The 19,507-nt window shown below is 33.5% G+C and carries 18 protein-coding genes; 15 read left to right on the top strand and 3 right to left on the bottom strand.

What is annotated here, in order from left to right:
• The first annotated feature begins 275 nt into the window (after window positions 1–275).
• From DKK70_RS08410 to DKK70_RS08380, 7 genes are all read left to right on the top strand, one after another.
• Entirely contained in the window at window positions 276–1,415 is a 1,140-nt protein-coding gene (locus tag DKK70_RS08410; RefSeq protein WP_110433600.1) for a glycerol dehydrogenase, read from the top strand.
• A gap of 14 nt (window positions 1,416–1,429) precedes the next feature.
• Complete coding sequence (gene dhaK, locus DKK70_RS08405; protein ID WP_110433599.1) at window positions 1,430–2,419, top strand: dihydroxyacetone kinase subunit DhaK; 990 nt, start codon at window positions 1,430–1,432, stop codon at window positions 2,417–2,419.
• Between the two features lie 12 nt (window positions 2,420–2,431).
• Window positions 2,432–3,010, top strand: a complete 579-nt coding sequence (gene dhaL, locus DKK70_RS08400) for a dihydroxyacetone kinase subunit DhaL (protein WP_110433598.1) — start codon at window positions 2,432–2,434, stop codon at window positions 3,008–3,010.
• 15 nt (window positions 3,011–3,025) lie between these two features.
• Window positions 3,026–3,412 carry a dihydroxyacetone kinase phosphoryl donor subunit DhaM gene (dhaM, locus tag DKK70_RS08395; RefSeq protein WP_110433597.1) on the top strand — a complete coding sequence of 129 codons (387 nt, stop codon included), beginning with the start codon at window positions 3,026–3,028 and terminating at the stop codon, window positions 3,410–3,412.
• 46 nt (window positions 3,413–3,458) lie between these two features.
• Window positions 3,459–4,706 carry an AGE family epimerase/isomerase gene (locus DKK70_RS08390; protein WP_110433740.1) on the top strand — a complete coding sequence of 416 codons (1,248 nt, stop codon included), beginning with the start codon at window positions 3,459–3,461 and terminating at the stop codon, window positions 4,704–4,706.
• A 152-nt stretch (window positions 4,707–4,858) separates the two neighbouring features.
• Window positions 4,859–6,316, top strand: a complete 1,458-nt coding sequence (locus tag DKK70_RS08385; protein WP_110433596.1) for an MFS transporter — start codon at window positions 4,859–4,861, stop codon at window positions 6,314–6,316.
• Window positions 6,317–6,399: 83 nt separating this feature from the next.
• Window positions 6,400–7,797, top strand: coding sequence for a glycoside-pentoside-hexuronide (GPH):cation symporter (locus DKK70_RS08380; protein WP_110433595.1), 1,398 nt, complete (start codon window positions 6,400–6,402; stop codon window positions 7,795–7,797).
• 174 nt (window positions 7,798–7,971) lie between these two features.
• Here DKK70_RS08380 and DKK70_RS08375 read toward each other — a convergent pair whose 3' ends face one another.
• On the bottom strand, window positions 7,972–8,865 hold the full coding sequence (locus tag DKK70_RS08375) for a LysR family transcriptional regulator (protein ID WP_110433594.1): 894 nt from the start codon (window positions 8,863–8,865) through the stop codon (window positions 7,972–7,974).
• A gap of 222 nt (window positions 8,866–9,087) precedes the next feature.
• On the opposite strand from DKK70_RS08375, the gene DKK70_RS08370 reads away from it, so the two are divergent.
• The 5 genes from DKK70_RS08370 (at window position 9,088) to DKK70_RS08350 (ending at window position 14,913) form a co-directional block, all read left to right on the top strand.
• Complete coding sequence (locus DKK70_RS08370; RefSeq protein WP_110433593.1) at window positions 9,088–10,281, top strand: MFS transporter; 1,194 nt, start codon at window positions 9,088–9,090, stop codon at window positions 10,279–10,281.
• A gap of 36 nt (window positions 10,282–10,317) precedes the next feature.
• A complete protein-coding gene (locus tag DKK70_RS08365) occupies window positions 10,318–11,109 on the top strand; it encodes a Vgb family protein (RefSeq protein WP_146210855.1) in 792 nt (263 codons plus the stop codon).
• 213 nt (window positions 11,110–11,322) lie between these two features.
• Window positions 11,323–11,958, top strand: a complete 636-nt coding sequence (locus DKK70_RS08360) for a hypothetical protein (protein WP_110433591.1) — start codon at window positions 11,323–11,325, stop codon at window positions 11,956–11,958.
• Window positions 11,959–12,459: 501 nt separating this feature from the next.
• Window positions 12,460–13,437: a hypothetical protein gene (locus DKK70_RS08355; RefSeq protein WP_110433590.1), complete on the top strand. Its 978-nt coding sequence runs from the start codon at window positions 12,460–12,462 to the stop codon at window positions 13,435–13,437.
• Window positions 13,438–13,902: 465 nt separating this feature from the next.
• Window positions 13,903–14,913 (top strand): hypothetical protein, encoded by a 1,011-nt coding sequence (locus DKK70_RS08350; RefSeq protein ID WP_110433589.1) that lies wholly within the window; start codon window positions 13,903–13,905, stop codon window positions 14,911–14,913.
• A 623-nt stretch (window positions 14,914–15,536) separates the two neighbouring features.
• Here the strand turns inward: DKK70_RS08350 and DKK70_RS08345 are convergent.
• The gene (locus DKK70_RS08345; RefSeq protein WP_110433588.1) at window positions 15,537–16,118 is read right to left on the bottom strand and encodes an IMPACT family protein; all 582 of its coding nucleotides are present in this window, start codon (window positions 16,116–16,118) and stop codon (window positions 15,537–15,539) included.
• A 54-nt stretch (window positions 16,119–16,172) separates the two neighbouring features.
• Between DKK70_RS08345 and nfi the strand changes: the two genes are divergently transcribed.
• The 3 genes from nfi (at window position 16,173) to DKK70_RS17180 (ending at window position 17,819) form a co-directional block, all read left to right on the top strand.
• Window positions 16,173–16,844 (top strand): deoxyribonuclease V, encoded by a 672-nt coding sequence (nfi, locus tag DKK70_RS08340; RefSeq protein WP_110433587.1) that lies wholly within the window; start codon window positions 16,173–16,175, stop codon window positions 16,842–16,844.
• Window positions 16,792–17,580: a tRNA1(Val) (adenine(37)-N6)-methyltransferase gene (locus DKK70_RS08335; RefSeq protein WP_110433586.1), complete on the top strand. Its 789-nt coding sequence runs from the start codon at window positions 16,792–16,794 to the stop codon at window positions 17,578–17,580. Before nfi ends, DKK70_RS08335 begins: the two co-directional genes overlap by 53 nt.
• 113 nt (window positions 17,581–17,693) lie before the next feature.
• Window positions 17,694–17,819, top strand: coding sequence for a hypothetical protein (locus DKK70_RS17180; RefSeq protein ID WP_258363918.1), 126 nt, complete (start codon window positions 17,694–17,696; stop codon window positions 17,817–17,819).
• Window positions 17,820–18,070: 251 nt separating this feature from the next.
• On the opposite strand, the gene DKK70_RS08325 is transcribed toward DKK70_RS17180, so the two are convergent.
• Entirely contained in the window at window positions 18,071–19,480 is a 1,410-nt protein-coding gene (locus tag DKK70_RS08325) for a basic amino acid/polyamine antiporter (protein ID WP_110433584.1), read from the bottom strand.
• Between the last annotated feature and the right edge of the window lie 27 nt (window positions 19,481–19,507).

The following is a 19,507-nucleotide window of genomic DNA, read 5'->3' as shown; positions in this document are numbered from 1 at the left end:
AGTTAATAGAGAGATTAGTAAACTCATCCTTTGATATGACTAAATTTTAAGTTATTTTTTCTTTATTGTTTATTATTGTTCAATTTTCTTTTTTTTACATCATTTTTTTCCTTTCAAAAACAATTTCAACCACTAAAACTATTCTTTTTTGATTAAAAGTTTGCGCTAAATCACAAAATTGGCACAATTATGTTGCGTTTATTTTCGTTTTTGTCATTAATATAGTTGTTTTATGATCTTATTTGTTTGATATGGTTCGTTGTGTGAGGAAAATTATGAGAAAAGCATTTATATCGCCGTCTAAATATGTTCAAGGAGAAAATGAATTATTAAATTTAGGGTATTTTGTCGCAAGTTTTGGAAAAAAAGCTTTATTAATTGGTAATCAATCAGATATTGAACGAGTTCGTAAGCAACTTGATTATACGGCAGAAAAATATAATTGCGTATTTATTACCGCCGACTTTAATGGTGAATGTTCACGTATCGAAGTAGAGCGTCTGAAAAAATTAGCAATAACTGAACAGTGTGATTGCACGATAGGTTTAGGTGGCGGGAAAGCTATTGATACAGCTAAATGTGTGGCAGAAGGTGATGCGGTTATTATTGTACCAACGATAGCAGCCACTGATGCTCCAACAAGCCATTCGGCAGTTTTATATACCCCAGATGGTGCGTTTGATGATTATGCCTATTTCAAACAAAGTCCAAGTGTTGTACTTATTGACACTAACATCATCGCTCAAGCACCTGTTCGGTTTTTAGTCGCTGGAATGGGGGATGCTCTTTCAACCTATTTTGAAGCGAGAGCAAATCAAAAATCTTATGCCAATATTAATGCCGGATTACCATGTGGAGTAAGGGAACAATTGTGCGAAGGAGCAAAGCCAACGTTAGCAGCTTATGCACTTGCAACATTATGTTATCAGACTTTATTAAAAGACGGTAAAAAAGCTAAGGCTTCTTGTATCGATAAAGTAGTCACACCAGCATTGGAAAATGTTATAGAGGCGAATATCTTGCTTTCAGGACTTGGTTTCGAAAGCGGTGGTTTAGCTGGCGCGCATGCTATTCATGATGGATTAACCATTCTTGAAGAGACACATCATTATTATCATGGCGAAAAGGTTGCCTTCGGTACTTTAGTACAACTTATATTAGAAAATTCACCAGAAGAAGAACTTAAAGAAGTTTTAGATTTTTGTTTATCAGTGAATCTGCCAATTTGTCTTGAAGATATTGGTGTAAAAACCATTTCAGACCAACAACTCACAGCAGTGGCTGAAAAAACGATTATTCCTGAAGAATCTATTCACTCCATGCCATTCCCTGTAACAGTTGAGGGAGTAAAAGCGGCAATTTTGCTAGCCGATAGTATTGGCAAAAATTACAAAACTACCGGCAAATTTGCCTAATAGGAGCTAACACAATGAAAAAATTGATTAATAACCCATCTGATATTGTTAATCAAATGATTGACGGTTTAATCGCTAGTAGTCCTACGTTATTGGCAAGAGTTGCTGATTCACAAATAGTCATTAGAAAAAATTTAGCCATCAATAAAGTAGCAATTATCAGTGGAGGTGGCAGTGGTCATGAACCAGCTCATGCGGGTTTTGTCGGTCAAGGTATGTTAACTGCTGCTGTCTGTGGTCAAGTATTTACCTCACCAACACCAGATCAAATTTTTAACGCTATTAAAGCCGCGGATTCTGGTCAAGGCGTATTTCTAGTAATTAAGAATTACTCCGGTGACATTATGAATTTTGAAATGGCTAAAGATATGGCTGAAATGGAGGGTATCAAAGTTGATAGCTGTATCGTTGATGATGATATTGCTGTTGAAAATAGTACTTATACTCAAGGTAAACGTGGTGTTGCTGGAACGATTTTAGTTCATAAGATTTTGGGGGCCGCTAGTGAACAAGGTGCTAGTTTAGCTGAAATCAAACAACTTTCAGCAAAAATTATTCCAAATATTAAAACAATTGGCGTGGCATTTTCTGGCGCTACCGTTCCGGAAGTAGGTAAACCAGGGTTTGTTCTTGCTGAAGATGAAATTGAATATGGTGTTGGCATTCATGGTGAACCGGGATATAGGCGAGAAAAATTACAATCATCCAAATTTTTAGCACAAGAACTAATTAGTAAATTGAAAGCCGCATTTCCATTTCAAAAAAATGAACAATATGCCGTTTTGATTAATGGGCTAGGCGCTACGCCATTAATGGAACAATACGTATTTGCTAATGACGTGTTGCGTCAATTAGAGACAGAAAACCTCAATGTAGTCTTTACCAAAGTTGGTAACTATATGACAGCAATTGATATGGCTGGAGTGTCATTAACACTGATGAAGATAGTAGATAACGATTGGCTCGAAAAGCTTAACTATTCTGTAACGACATTAGCTTGGTAAAAAGGAAAAATCATGCTTGATACAAAAAACGTTTTAAATTGGCTAAATGATTTTGCTGATGTAATTCAAAAAAATAAGGCTTATCTAAGTGAACTTGATACACCAATTGGTGATGGTGATCATGGAAACAATATGAATCGAGGTGTTATTGCCATGCAAACGGAATTTGCTAAAACGCCACCTAATACAATTTCTGATGTTTTTAGGATTACTGCGATGGCACTTATGGGGAATATTGGCGGAGCTTCAGGCCCACTATATGGTTCGGCTTTTATGGAAATGGCAAAAGCCGCTAAAGAAACCAATGAGTTACCAACCATTATTCAAGCAGGACTTAATGGCATCATTAAACGAGGAAAGGCTACTTGTGGTGAAAAAACTATGGTTGATGTGTGGGCGCCGGTTAGTAAAAGTTTGTTAGCAAATCAGTTAACACAACAAGTAATAGATAGCGCTGTTGAGTCAACAAAACCAATGATGGCAACCAAGGGGCGAGCTTCTTATTTGGCACAACGTTCAATTGATCATCTAGACCCAGGTTCGGTTTCAAGCGGTTTTTTGTTCACAGCGATGCTAAGAAATATTTTATAAAAAAGGAAATTAATAGTGATAAGTTTCATTCTCGTATCTCACAGTAAGAAGATAACCGACGGTTTGAAAGAGATGATTGATGAAATGGCATTGAATCAAGAAAACGTAACTACTTTTTCTCTCGGTGGAACATCTGATGGCAATTTAGGCACAGATCCAATTGCAATATATGAAATTATTCAAAAACGCCAATCGGATGAAGCCATTCTTGTTTTCACTGATATGGGCAGTGCCGTAATGAGTTCAGAAACAGCAGTGGATATGCTTGATGAAGATATTAAACAAAAAGTTTATATCGTTAATTGCCCATTGATTGAAGGTGCATTTATGGCTGCAGTTCAAATTGAAAGTATTGATAGTCTTGAATCAATTTTTGAAGAATTAAAATCAATGAGTAAATAGTTATAACGTGATTGGATAAAAATTTAATTAGAGGTAAATCAGAATGATGAGTTGGATTAATACAAAAGCACACAATCGTTGGTTGGAAAATGAAACTGACCGTATTTTTGAATTTGGTCGAAAAGCCGTTGTACCAACCGGTTTCGGCTGGATCGGCAATAATGGTAATGTTCGACAAGAGATGGGAACTCAACTTTGGATCACCGCACGCATGATTCATGTGTATTCAGTAGCCGCCTTGATGGGACGACCAGGCGCTTATGAATTAGTTGAACATGGTATTAATGCATTAAATGGGCCATTAAAAGATAAGGTAAATGGTGGGTGGTATGCCAATATTGATATCAATAGTGGCAAAGTTATTGATCCTTCGAAACAAGGTTATCAACATTTCTTTGTTTTATTAGGTGCAGCAAGTGCAGTAACAACCGGTCATCCTAAAGCTAAAGCATTATTAATTGAAGCAATAGAAATCATTGAAAAATATTTCTGGAGTGAAAAAGAACAGATGTGTTTAGAGTCTTGGGATGAAACATTTACAAAGACAGAAGATTATCGTGGTGGTAATGCAAACATGCACGCCGTAGAAGCTTTTCTTATTGTTTATGATGTAACTAAAGATAAAAAGTGGCTGGATCGGGCAATTCGCATTGCTTCAGTCATTATTCATGATGTAGCGAGAAATAACCATTATCGAGTTAATGAACATTTTGATTCTAATTGGAAACCTATTCTTGACTATAACAAGGAAAATCCTGCAAGTCATTTTCGTGCATACGGCGGAACACCGGGACATTGGGTTGAGTGGGGACGTTTGATGTTACATCTTCGCGCCACCTTATTAGCCAATAAAATGCCAACACCTGACTGGCTCTTGGATGATGCCAAAAATCTATTTGCTGCAGGTGTTAGAGATGCATGGTCAGTTGATGGTGCTCCAGGTTTTGTTTATAGCGTTGATTGGGATGGTAAACCAGTTGTAAGAGAGAGGATTCGCTGGGTTATTGTTGAGGCTATGGGAACCGCTTATGCACTTTTTGATGTTACTAAGGATCCTCAATATGAAGAATATTACCAACGCTTCTGGGATTACTGCAGAACTTATTTAATGGACTATGAAACAGGTTCTTGGTGGCAAGAGCTCGACACCAATAATCATGTATCTAATAAAGTATGGGATGGTAAACAAGATATTTATCATCTACTGCATTGTTTAGTGATACCTAGATTACCTTTAACTCCGGGACTAGCTCCTGCATTAGCGGCAGGGTTATTGGATAAAAACGTTCAGTAAATTTTATAACATGAGGGATAAAACTAATTATCCCTCAAATGATGAATTATTACTGACGTAAAGTTCAATTAATTAATACAAACAACTTAAAAACTGTATAGATGCAATTTATACAGCAGGTATCTCTTTGCCTAAAATTTATAGAGGTAATCATGGCGGATTTTAAACAATCTGATGAATCTAAAAGCTTTTTTAATGTCAACAGTACACAAGATGTCATTGATATAATTAATGAACATGCTCCCAATAATAAGCGACATTTTTTTATCTTTTTTCTTGCCCTTAGTGGAGTTTTTCTTGACGCATATCAAGTTGTGATCATGGCTTTTGCTAATAAATATATAGCAGAAGAATTTACCGTTTCACCAACCTTTAGTGCTACCGTTAATTCCGTTTTTTTCATCGGTCTGATGATAGGGGGATTAGTTGCTCAGTCGACCGTTGATAAAATTGGCCAAAAACGGGCTTTCTTATTATCGGTAGGCTTGTGGATTATTGGTGCCTTAATTTTACCTGTTGTCACTAATATTTGGGTTTTACTTTTTGTTTTTTTAATGATGGGTACAGGGTTAGGTATTGATTTTCCATTATCAACCAGTGCCGTTGCTGAATTAGCAGGGACAAAATCCAAAAAATCAGGTGGTTCAGTAAACCTATGGCAAGTAGTTTGGTTTTTAACGACTACATTTGTCTATTTAGTCCTCTTTATTTTATTCAAATTTGGAATTAGTGAAATGAAACTGTGGCGAGTTGCATTTTTTATCGGTGCAATCTTTGCCATAAGTATCATCATTTTACGCTATCGTCTGATTGGTGAATCAGCAATTTGGCTTGCTAGAGTTAAACGTACCAAAGAGTTATATCAAGTTATAAAAAAACGCTATCAAATTGAGATTAATATTACATCTGAATTTGCGACTATAGCAAATCTCAACAATGACTTAAAACAAGAAAAAATCAGTAAACTAGCCCAATATAAAATTTTATTTTCAAAAAAATATTTAAAAAGAACAATTCTTTCTTGTGTTATTGCCACAATGCAATCATGGCAATACAACGCGGTTGGCGCATATCTGCCGGTTATCTTAATTAGTATGCTGGCTGGCGACTTATCGGCTACTTTATTAGGTACAGCATCGGTCAACATGTTAGCCGGGTTAACTGGCGCGATTATTGGCTCCTTACTCATTGCTCACTTAGGAACAAGACGACAGAGCATGTTAGGTTTTATTTTCGTCATGTTCTCTCTATTAGCCTTAGGTTTTATTGGTCAATCAAGCACTTTTCTCACCTTATTGTTTCTTATGACATTGATTTTTTCTCATGCGGCAGGTCCAGCAGGTTTAGGCATCACCATTGCCACATTATCTTATCCACCTAGTATTCGTGCAGCTGGAGTCGGTTTTACCAATGCAGTTTTAAGAATGGGGGGGATAGCAGGTGTAATTTTTTGGCCATTGATTTGGTACAAATTTGGCATAACCGCATTTTATCTTTTAGCAATCGTTCCGCTAATAGGTTTTTGCACATGTTACTTAATTAAATGGGAACCGCTAAACAATCCAGTTGATAAAGAAGACGAAGAGGTAATTGCAAGACTAAGAAGTTAATTTTTAAAGAAAACTTGGAGGAACATGAAAATTCCTCCCATTAGGATTAAATGTTTTAAATTAGTCAAATTATGGAGGCTTTTATGCCAAAAGATATAGCCGTTTCACAAGGACATGATTCATCTTTAACACCGGTGAAAACAAATGTCAGACAACGTATTTTTTATGGATTAGGAGATACTGGGTATAATTTTCTGTTTGATATGGGGCAACTCTATCTTCTAAAATATTTTACCGATCATTTAGGACTACCGAGTGTTTGGGCCGGTTCAGTATTTCTAGTGGCAAAAGTATGGGATGCTTTTGCTGATATTTCTGTTGGTACATGGATAGATAATCGCATGAATATTGGTCCGAAAGGTAAATTTAGACCATTCATTTTTTATTCTGCCATTCCATTAGCATTACTATTAGTTGCTACCTTTTCAATACCAAATTTCTCATTAACTTGGAAAATTATTCTCGCTTATCTAAGTTACATGATTTTTGGTACTGTCTATTCGATTGGTAATATAGCTTATGGTTCGATTGTACCGGCAATGACTAAAAACTCCCAAGAAAGAACCATATTAGCTTCGTTTAGACAAGCTGGTGGAACACTAGGGTTACTTATTGCTACCGTAGCATTTATGCCTATTGTATGGTTATTTGATAATGAATCGACAGGGTATCTTGCCGCAGTAACTATATTTGGTATTGCTGGTGCCAGTTTAGTTATGCTTTCAGCCAAGAATGTTGAAGAGCATTACGTCATCAAACCGAAAGAAAAATTATCTAAAGCAGTTCTTAAAAAATCTTATGGTGCATTACTAAAAAATAGACCATTATTGATTCTTTGTGTAGTTAATGTTTTTACCTTCTCGGCCTACAATGTAAAATTGGCAATTCAGATCTTTTTTGCTCAATACACTTTACATGATACGTCTATCATTCCTTATATGGGATTCTTCTCAATTGGTTCAGTATTTATTGGTACAATTATTGTCCCGAATCTAGTCAAATATATTGATAAAGTTTGGTTATATATTATTGGATGCGTAATTTGGGCTGCGGCTGATTTAACAGCTTTCTTTGTGGTCGATTCTCCTTTTGCCTTTGTTGCTTTTGCCTCTTTAGCTTTCTTAGGCAGTTCATTCATAAATACTCTTAACTGGGCCTTAATATCCGATGCTGTTGAATATGGTGAATGGAAAACAGGCATTCGCGCAGAAGGGTTAGTTTATTCATCTTATACATTTTTCCGTAAATTGTCCCAAGCAATAGCTGGTTTTGTTCCTGGAATTGTATTAGCGTTTGTTGGATATGTACCGAATGCTGAACAAAGTGAAAATGCACTGTTTGGTATTCGTAGTCTTATCTATATTTATCCGGGAGCATTGGCTATTCTAACAATAGTCTTTATGTATTTCTTCTATCCTCTTTGGAATGATAAATATAAACAGATTATTGGTGAATTGTCTAAAAGGAATGCCGAAAAGTAATATTTTTTATGATGAATGATATTTAAGTAAAAGCAGGATGATCTTTTATACCACGCCTGCTTTTAATTTGAATATTCCCCGAAAATGGAAGAAAGCGATTTTGCCGATTTGATTTTAATTTTTTATACTTTTATTTTTTATGTTTCTGTTTTTTATACTTCTGTTTTTTATATTTTAGTTTTGTTGGAAATAATTAATTATTGCCTGGTTAATCGCCGTCATTTTTAAGTTTTTACGCCATATAAGATAGATATTTATTTTTAATTTTTTATCTTGATTGCTAATCAATTTTTTATAGGTCACGCCATCGACTTTTGCTTGTGCCATAGATTGTGGTAAAAGCATCATTGCATTCCCTAATGCAACTTCGAGTAGCATCGATAAATTATCCGCGAGTTCAGTACGACGTTGTAATGGATGGTTTAAGCTATTAAAAACCTGTTCACATTGGTCGTAAAAAAGTGGATTTGAGTGTTGTTTAAACCAAAATAGTGGTAAATCAAGTACATCATTTAGGTTTACTTTGTCTTGTTTGCTGCATGGATGATTAACGGGTAAAACCAAGGTTAATGGTTCTTGATAGATTAGCAGTGAGTTTTCAGTAAAATCTCTGGCGTCAGAAACAATTGCAAAATCGATATTGCCTTTATGTAATTCAAGCTGCAACTCTTTAGATGTGTAGTTGTGCTTATATATTTCAGTTTCATCAGCAAACTCCGTTAAAAACGTCTTGAAATAAGGAATATAGTCAAAGCTTAAAGTTTTAGTTGTGCCTATAAGCACCTTTTCATCATTGCTGGTTGATTTAACTATAGAACAAAGATCATTTAATAGTTGTTTTGCTTTTAGTTTTAATATTTCACCTTCGTTGGTTAATACAATGTTATGCGTATTTCTTAAAAATAGCGGGCTTTGCAGGGTTTCTTCCAAATTTTTAATTTGCGTTGAAAGAGGAGGTTGGCTAATACCAAGTTTTTTAGCTGCACCAGTAAAACTGAGCTCGTCACAAACTGCAACAAAATATTGTAATTGCTTAATTGTTGGTAATCTTTTGCTATAGATATCCATAATTTTTACTGTCCCTAATCGGCTTTTTGCGGAGGTTTAGATGCTATGTAATTTATAAACCGCAATGATTATTCGGATATTATGAATGAGATTGTTATCATTTGCATTGGTTTATCATGTTTTTTCTGCAATACGATTTTCGTATAACAAAATATGTATTTCTAAATAAGCGTTTTATTAGTTAATCTCCTAGCCAATTAATCAATCAATACTCTTGAAGCAATGTCAAAAGAAGAATTTATACAGACCAAATCGACTCTCATCTTATCAGCGCTATTAATCGTGTTACTAGTCGGCTCGGTTTATATCAGCCAACTTATCTTTCAAGAAATATCACAAAGTTATCATATTGATATTTTAGCAGCCAGAAATGTGTTTAGTTTATCTTGCTTTTTTTACGCTATTTCGTTTTTTATTTATGGTCCGCTATCAGATAAAGTCTCAACAAAATTATTAGTTCTAATTGGTAGTATTGGGGCGGTTTGTTGTCTATTTTTGTCGGTGATTATTGATAATTTTAATTTATATTTAGTCATTATGTCATTAATCGGCTTTTTTGCCGCAGCTGTTCCCGCGGCGTTGTTTGCTTATACCGCTAAAAATACTCCGAATCAAAAATTACCCCAAGCAATGGGAATTATGATTTCAGCTTCGATTGTTGGCATTATTTTTAGCCGCAGTGTGGTCGCGATGTTGACCGATTTTTGGTCTTGGCAAGTTGCATTTACCATTTATGCCGGCTTGATAATTGTAACCTGTCTCTTTGTTCCTTTCGGTATAAAGCAATCAGTAAATCCAAATTCAACTACCAGTGTACTTGGCACTTATTTGGCAGCGATTAAATTATTACTCGATAAAATAGTCGTTATTTTTTTAATAGTTGGATTTTTATTATTTTTTGTTTATTTGGGGTTATCTTCTTTACTCACTTTCTATTTAAAGGGCGCGCCTTTTTACCTTTCTTCAACCGTTTTAGGATGGCTTAACTTTGCCGGTCTTAGTGCGGTAATTGGCAGCATAATTAGCGGTAAGTTATCGCAAATTGTTAATGAAAAATACCTTTTGCTTATTTGCTTGCTTGCGGTATGTATCTCTGTTGTCACGATCGGATTTAGTTCATCTTTGTCTGTTATTGCAATAGGAATTTTTTGCCTATTTCTATTTGTCTTTGCTATTCAACCATTAGTTATTGCCATGCTTAATAAAATTGTGCCAATTAATTCTCGAGGTGCGATTTCTTCTCTATATTTACTCGCTTGTCTGGCGGGCGGCAGTATTGGCACATATTTACTCGGTATCGTTTATCAAAATAATGATTGGAGTGGGGCAATAAGTGTTTGTGTTTTTTTTACAGTAGTTAATCTAATCCTAACTTTAATTGGTATTCAACTTGTTAAACACAAAGAAAGATATTGAGTAAAGTTAATTATTTATAAGTAAGGAGAATTAAAAATGAAAAAAAGTCTATTTCGTCTATCGATATTTATATTTTGCTGTTTTTATGGAGCATTTTGTATGGCAGATTTAACCAAGATTTCCTCGAGTTTTAGTGCACCAACCGGTATAGCCTTTGATAGTAAGGGAGTAATGTATGTAACCAATTGGTCGGGTAATTCAATCACCAAAGTCAAACCTAATGGTGACAAAGAGACTTTTTATTCAGGGATATCTTCACCAGCTGGCATCGTTATTGATGCAGAAGATAATGTATATGTTTCATCATATAGTGATGATTATATTTTAAAAATTAATAGTAATGGTAAATCAGAAAAAATATCTGATGGTTATCATACACCTACTGGTATTGCTTTTTCTAATCAAGGTCAATTACTCATTACCAATCGCTCAACTGGTGAAATAGTTTCTCTTGATCTTAAAACCAAACAAAAAAGTATTATTGCTCGTGGATTAACCACTCCAGTTGGTGTTACTCAATTAGCTGATAATAGTGTAGTGGTTTCGCAATACAGTGGCCGTTTAACTATGGTTAGCCCAAATGGTGATAAAACAGAATTAGGTGCAGAATTCACTCGCCCAGGTGTTGGTATTGCTTTAGTTGCTCCAGATGTTGTAGCGGTTATTGACAATGGTGCCGGAATGGTGAGAAGCGTTGATGTGAAAACTAAAAAGGTAACAAATTTAGTCAATAATTTATCTGGTGCGGTCGCATTAACTTATCACAATAACCATTATTATATTGGAACATGGGGTGACGGAAGTGTCTATGAGTTTAAGCAAAATTAAACTCTGATAGCTTCATTAATTCGCTTTATTGATTATTGAGTGGATTAATATAAAAAATATAAAGGAATAGGAATTTTTAAGATTTAAATTTTAACTCACTTATTAAAGTCATTTACATTATCTAACATATAGCATAATGAATAATTTAAAATAATTCATTATGTTGTATAATGCAACTGCTAAACAGAATTAAAATACTATTTAGGAATGTAAATGAAACAAAGAATTAAAGAGCCTTATTATGCATTTAATCCTAATAAGGCTCATTTTTTATTTGAACGTACTATTACATTTGGATCTCAAGCTGCGCTTTTTGCAAAAATTCCTCGTATTATTCATCGTCTCTATTTTCCGAGAAAATTATTCATGCTATTTATTGGCTTGATTTTTGTCTTTGTGGTGATGATTTTTCTGTATGCTATCCCGATAGCTGCAACCAATTTTGCTAAAGGATTTCTTGGAATTATTCCTCTGATTGAAGCTGGGATTATAATTTATTTTATACAGTTTTATCTCTATATCTATCTTGAGATCCGCTTAATTAAGAAAATCTATAAAAAAGTGCAGTGGCCGGTAGAGTGTTATTGTGCTTTTTTTCAGGAAGGTATTTATATAAAATCGCCCGAAATGGATGGTATTTTTTATTGGGATGATTTTATGTGTATGGGCTGTAGTTCTCAAGCATTGGGTTTTAACTTTTGCCCTGCTCGTACGCCAAAAGGGAAGTTTTTTAAACAATATTATCCTCGTTTGGATAATTTTTATATTTTTATTAATGGTGACGAGGAAATTTTATCGTTAATGCATGCTGTCGATCAACAATATAAAGATCTTATAGCATTTAGGTAATCAATTACAATCCATTATAATTAAACCAATTCACATAGTGATTAAATGGTAATCTAAACTATTCAAGCGAAATAGATTACCATCGCTATAATCTTGAGTTTTGAAATTTTTATAAAATCATTAAATAAATTACTAATTGTTCTTCTTCTAAATAACCAATATGTTTTGTAATAACTTGGAGATGTTAACTGAAGCAAAACTTTTCCAAGCCAAGCATGATATAGAGGTAAGTTCCGTGAATTAGTCCTCTCTTCTGATCTTTTCACCACTCTATTTCTTGTATAGCGTTAACAAAAAACAAACTATTTGCAACCGAATATTATTACAATATTTTGGTATTATAATTTACAATATAAGTATCATGAAGAAAAAATGAACAACAATGATTATTCTTGTTATTTGTTAATTATTAAAAAAAATTCATATCATTAGTATTTCGGCATATTTTATCAATAAAATATATCTTTTTATAGTGTTATGAAATATATGGAATTTTTTAAAATGGCAATAATAAAATTTATTAAAAGTAAATTATTTGTTGGATTATATTTATTGATTGTACTCATGCCAACTGCGTTTTCTAAGTCAGTAAGCTATTCATTACCATATGGATGGTCAAAAATAAAAGATATGTCTAATATTAAAGCAATAAATAAATATTGTGAATATGATTTTTTTGCTGATCATACAAAACGAGAAAAAAGATATTTTGAAAAAAACTGTCCTTTTGAATCTTCATCTGATATTGCAGAACCTAAAGAAATACAAGAAGACTATTCACAAGTTGAAAGAAAATACCTTTATCAATCAGATAATTTTTCTCTTTTTTTAAAGGAAAAACCTATAACAGACCCAGATATTGATCCATATTTTAATAGCCCTACAACTATTTTATTTCTTGAAAAAGAAGGGCAAATTGTTGATGAGTTAACAATTCGTTGGCACCATACTCATGATTTTGGCTTTACCGATGAACTGAGTTATTTTATTGATAAACAATTTAACATTTGGTTAATAAATCATGGCGTTACCGAGGAAGGTTATTGGTTGAGTTTATGGGCACATTATAAAATAGACCCCCAAAAATTGAAATTTGAGGCAATAACAGTTAAAACAAGTGGGGAACAAATAAACTTTCCTGATAATTTGGTTGTATTTGCCAATGCTGATTACGATAAAAATTCTGTTCAACAGTGTTTAAAAGAAGAATTTAATAATGAGTGTCATGACGGAAATATTTATACCTATTATTTAAATGAAATAAAAAAGAACACCGCGTTGCTGGTCAAAAAATCCCAAGCTCCTAAAAACGCTTTTTCATTATTTAAGAAAAAGTTAGATAGGTCATGTTTAACAATGCCTAGATTTGATTATATTAAAGGCGATCCTTTCCCATACTTTAATGATCTTTATTCGTGTGAGATAGAAGGGCTTAAACAAGAACTAATTCGAATTGAAAAAGAATTGGCTAAAAAATAAAAGAAAAAATATATTCATAATAATAAGTGTGAAGCTTTTTTTATTTAAAATCAGTTCTTATAATTTGTTCAGGAAATCTATTTAACTTGTGAAAACATCAGCATTTTTATGCTGCTTTTGTAGATATATAAAATGATGGGATCTATTATAAAATTTCAAAATTCGCCAAAAATCTGAGAGCTAATCAATAAAAATTTTTCACTAACAGGTAAATCTTTTTTGTGAAAAATTGCGGACACTTATCGATAACTCATTTTGTAGTATTTATAAATGTTAAATTAATTAAGAAACTAGTCATTTACATTATCTAGCCCAATAAGTATCATGAAGAAAAAATGAACAACAATGATTATTCTTGTTATTTGTTAATTATTAAAAAAAAATTCATATCATTAGGATTTCGGCGAATTTTATTAATAAAATATATCTTTTTATATTGGGATGAAATAAAAGGAATTTTTCAACATGGCAATAATAAAATTTATTAAAAGTAAATTATTTGTTGGATTATGTTTATTGATTGTACTCACACCAACTGCATTTTCTAAACCCTCAAACTCATTATTACCATTTGGCTGGTCAAAAATAAAAGATATGTCCAATATTAAAGCTATAAATAAAAAATGTTATTTTGATTATTCGCTTGCTTATACAGATTTAGATATTGAAAATTCTATAAAAAACTGCCCTCTAGCATCTTCTGATTCTACTTCTGACTCAGATACACCTGAAAATATAGAAAAAGAAGAATCTGTGTCAGAGAAAAAAATATATCTTTATCAATCAGAGCAATTTTCCCTATTTTTAGAAGAATTTTCCCTTAACTTAAGAGGAGAACCTATTTCAGATCCTACCAGTTATGATGCTTATGATAAAATTTCCAGATATATTTTATTTCTGGAGAAAGACAATCAAATCGTTGATCATTTAACTGTTAGTTGGTTCGAAATAGGAGATAGTGGTTTTACAGATGGACTGAGTTTTTATATTGATAAAAAATTTAATATTTTTATTATAAATCATGGCGTTACTGACCTAGGTGATTGGTTGAGGTTATGGGCGCATTATAAAATAGACCTCAAAAATTTGAAATTTGAGGCAATAAAGGTTAAAACAGAAAGTGAACAAATGAATTTTCCTGATAATTTGATTGTATTTGCCAATTCAAATTACGATAAAAACTCAGTTCAGCGGTGTAAACAAGAATTTAATACTGAGTGTAATAACCAAAATACCTATAAATATTATTTTAATGAAGTAAAAAAGAACACAACATTGCTGGTAAAAAAATCCCAAGCTTCTAAAAACGCTTTTTCATTATTTAAGAAAAAGTTAGATAGGTCATGTTTAACAATGCCTAGATTTGATTATATTAAAGGCGGTCCCTTCTCATACTTTCATGATCTTTATTCGTGTGAGATAGAAGGGCTTAAACAAGAACTAATTCGAATTGAAAAAGAATTGGCTAAAAAATAATAGAAAAAATATATTCATAATAATAAGTGTGAAGCATTTTTCCTTAAAATCAGTTCTTATAATTTGATCAGGAAATCTATTTAACTTGTGAAAATATCAGCATTTTTGTGGCAGCATATTTATGTCGCTTTTACAGATATATAAAATGATGGGATCTATTATAAAATTTCAAAATTCACCAAAATTCAAAGAAATAATCAATAAAAAATTTTCACTAGCAGATAAATCTTTTTTGTGAAAAATTGCCGACACTTATTGATAACTCATTTTATAGTATTTATAAATATTAAAACTAATTAATAAATTAGTTTTAATATTTTGTATTTTTGTTTTGCCGCAATGATGATTTCGCATAATTATAAAACTTGTCATAATAGATTAGACAATTCCAATTTGCTTCAATGGCGATTAATTTTGCTTGATTATTCATCTGATTCTTTAACTGATTTTAAATATAGAAAAACCTTTTATAAAAGTTTGAATAAAACGGATATTAAAAATAGATATTAAAAATGAAGGTAAAAGTAAAAACAGTAGTACTTGATTGTAACAAACTGTTTTATCAATAAAATAGTTACTTTACATTTTACCGATTTTTGGTTTCTTTTATTATTTTGACATTTTTAAATTTCAATCACCACTCTTCCGCGGGTGATATCGCTAATACTCTTTTTAAGGGTTGGTAAATTGTCTTGTGTGATAGCAATAGTCGCTTTGACACCTTCAGCATCAAAATCTTGCTGTTCAATAATTGCATTGAGATCTTTCAAACGGTTTTCAATAATTGGCCATTCATTATAATAACAGTGAAATTGTAATGATATTCTGGCAATAAGCTCGATCAATTCTGCTTGTTGTAAGCAGTGGCTAGCTGAACCCCCATAAGCGCGGATTAATCCGCCGGTACCTAATTTGATACCACCAAAGTAGCGGGTAACCACCACCACCACCTGATCACAATCTTGACCTTCAATGGCAGATAGAATAGGGCGGCCAGCGGTGCTGGTTGGTTCGCCATCATCGTTGAAACGATATTGTTGGCCGATTTTCCATGCCCAACAGTTATGAGTGGCATTAGGGTCACTGATATTATCGATAAATTCAGCAGCTTGTTGAGCATTAATAATAGGTGCCGCGTTGACTATAAAGCGGCTTTTTTTTATCTCTTCGGTTAATTGGCTAAGATTTGCTAATGTATAAGGCATACTTATTCTGGTAAAATTGTTTTATTGCAACTCATAATACTGAGCAAAATTGAAATGTCTATTAATTTAGCACAATTAAAACTTTCACAACAACAATTAGCCGAGCAGGTAAGCTTGGTGGATAATTTTAATCCAACAATAAAACTAATTGGTGGTACAGATGTTGGTTTTGAACAAGATGGTACGGTAACACGTGCAGCGATAGTGACGTTGACTTATCCTGATTTTGCGGTGGTTGAGTATCATATCGCTCGATTAGAAACTAGTTTTCCTTATATTCCGGGTTATTTGTCTTTTCGTGAATATCCTGCCTTGCTCAATGCATGGCAACAGTTAAAACAAAAGCCCGATTTATTATTGGTTGATGGGCAGGGAGTTGCACATCCAAGACGATTAGGTATCGCTAGCCATCTAGGGCTATTGTTAGATATGCCAACGATTGGCGTTGCAAAAAGCAAGTTATGTGGGCAGTATGAAGTGCAACCTAAACTTGCTGGAAAGGTAACGCCTTTACTCGATAAACAAGAGCAGATAGGTTGGGTATTGCAAAGTAAAAATAACTGTAATCCGTTATTTATTTCCGCAGGACACAAAATTAGCCAAATTAGCGCATTACATTGGGTAAAACAATGTTTACGAGGTTATCGATTACCAGAACCAACTCGCTGGGCGGATGCAATTGCCTCAAATAAGCCATTATTTAGAAAGTTTAATCATGCCAAATAATCAATTACCGTTAAAACAAGGTGGATTTACCTTTAAACGTTTTTTTGTTGCCCATGATAAAAGTCCAATGAAGGTGACAACGGATAGTTGTTTGCTAGGGGCATGGACACCCATTAATTTTGATGTACAAAATGTTTTGGATATTGGTACCGGTTGTGGTGTTATTGCCTTGATGTTAGCACAACGTTTAGAGAACCGTTTATGTCAAATCGATGCAATCGATATTGATCCCAAAGCGGTAGCTCAATGTCAGCAAAATAGTTTAAATGCCAATTTTCTAACGATTCGGGCATTAAATATCGATGTTAATCAATTTAGAATAGATGACCACAGCTGTTATGATTTAATTGTTTCTAATCCTCCTTATTTTCAATCAGCCGTTGAATGCCGAAATACCGAACGTCAATTGGCACGTTATACCGAGAGTTTGAATTATCAACAGCTTATAGATGTGGTGAGGCGTTTATTAAAACCAAATGGACTATTTTGTTTAGTATTACCTTATCATTTTGCTGATCAATTTAAACAATTATGTGAGTTAAATCAGTTATATTTACATTCAGAAATGCTAGTAAAATATACCGCGGATAAAGATTTCTCATTATCGTTGATGGCGTTTTCATTCAATCAAAATGATAATTTTCAATGTCAATCATTATGTATGCGGGATGATGATGGGCGTTATTCTCAACAATTTAGGCAGTGGTTAGCTGATTTTTATTTGTTTCGTAAATAACGTCTTATCATTTTGCTGATCAATTCAAACAATTATGTGAGTTAAATCAGTTATATTTACATTCAGAAATGCTAGTAAAATATACCGCGGATAAAGATTTCTGATTATCGTTGATGGCATTTTCATTCAATCAAAATGATAATTTTCAACGTCAATCATTAGGTATGCGGGATGACGATGGGCGTTATTCTCAACAATTTAGGCAGTGGTTAGCTGATTTCTATTTGTTTCGTAAATAACGTCTTATCATTTTGTTGACTAATTCAAATAATTATCTGAGTTAAATCAGTTATATTTACATTCTGAAATGCTAGTAAAATATACGGCGGATAAAGATTACTGATTATCGTTGATGGCATTTTCATTCGATCAAAATGATAATTTTCAACGTTAATCATTAGGTATGCGGGATGACGATAGGCGTTATTCTCAACAATTAAGCCAATGGTTAGCTGATTTTTATTTGTTTTGTAAATAACACCTTTATGCATTATTGCGGAATAATGTAGAAGTAAATTATCGCTATAATAGCAAGTATAACGATAGTAACGGCATAAATTTTGTCATGTAGATAGCTAAAAGAGGAAAGGTGTCGCTGCTTTCTGGCATAAAGGTAGAACAGCAAGCCAACACTATATAAGATCATTGAAAGTAACAAATAAGATACACCACCAGCATAGATCAACCAAAACCCATAAATTGAACCCAATCCACCAATAAACAGTAGATATTTTTTTTGTTGTCTGATGGCTAGTTTAAATACAAACAGTGCCGATAGTAGGTAAGGGATAAGCACCATTGAGGTTGATAATTGAATCAGGGTGTTGTAACCCGATTGATAAAAATGCGCCAGAATTATCAGTACACTAATTAAACCGGTAGTTAACCATAATGCATTGGCTGGTGTGCTGTTTTTATTCAGTTTGCCAAAACAACTAGGCACGGTGTGTTGATTACCTTGGCCGGCTAGAAATAGCATTTCAGCCGCTAACATTAACCAAGATAATAAGCCACCACAGACCGAAACAATCAAACCGATATTAATACATTTCGCTCCCCAACTCCCGACTACATGCTCGATCACTAATGCCATTGAAGGGTTTTTCATTTCGGCAAGTTCCTGTTGAGGGACAATACCTAAAGATAGTACCGAAACACAGACTAATAATAGACTGGTAATGGCAAAACCAAAAAAGGTGGCTCGACTTATAGTGATTATGTTTTTAGCACGAGCGGCATAGACGGTTGCACTTTCAATCCCTAAATAGACCCATACGGTGTAAAGCATGGTATTTTTTATTTGGTCAAGGATTGACCCTAATTGTGGTGTCCCCCAAAAGTCCATCTTAAATGTATCCACTTTAAACGCTAACACGACACAAACAATAAATAAACAGATAGGGACAATTTTAGCTAATGTCACTAAACAATTAAGTAAAAAAGCTTGATAGATACCTTTTATAACAAAAAAGTGGATAATCCATAAAAAGATAAGTCCGGCAATGACGGCTGGAATAGTTGTACCATTGCCAAAGAAATCGAAACAGTCAAATGATCCTAAGGCACTAAATAGAATGACTAAATAGCTAGTACATGACATCCAAGCGGAGATCCAATATCCCCAAGCCGCATTAAAACCGATATAATCACCGAATCCTTCACGCACATAACCATATAACCCTTCATTGATTTTGTAAAATCGGATTGAAAGATATTGAAAGATTCGGGTAAGCAAGAACATGCCGAATAAGGTTATCACCCACGCAATTAAAATTGCCCCAGCACCTGATCCTTCGGCCATATTTTGTGGCAGACTAAAAATGCCACTACCAACAATACTTCCTACCACCAGTAAAGTGAGGGGAAGTATACCAAGCTTTTTTCTTACTGGTGTATTCATATCGTTTTCTTTCTTTTATTGGATTAA

Origin of the sequence: Gilliamella apicola (assembly GCF_003202655.1) — a bacterium.
Taxonomy (GTDB): Bacteria; Pseudomonadota; Gammaproteobacteria; order Enterobacterales; family Orbaceae; genus Gilliamella; species Gilliamella apicola_R.
The sequence above is the reverse complement of the archived record's forward strand: the minus strand, read 5'-3'. Positions and strand labels throughout refer to the sequence as shown.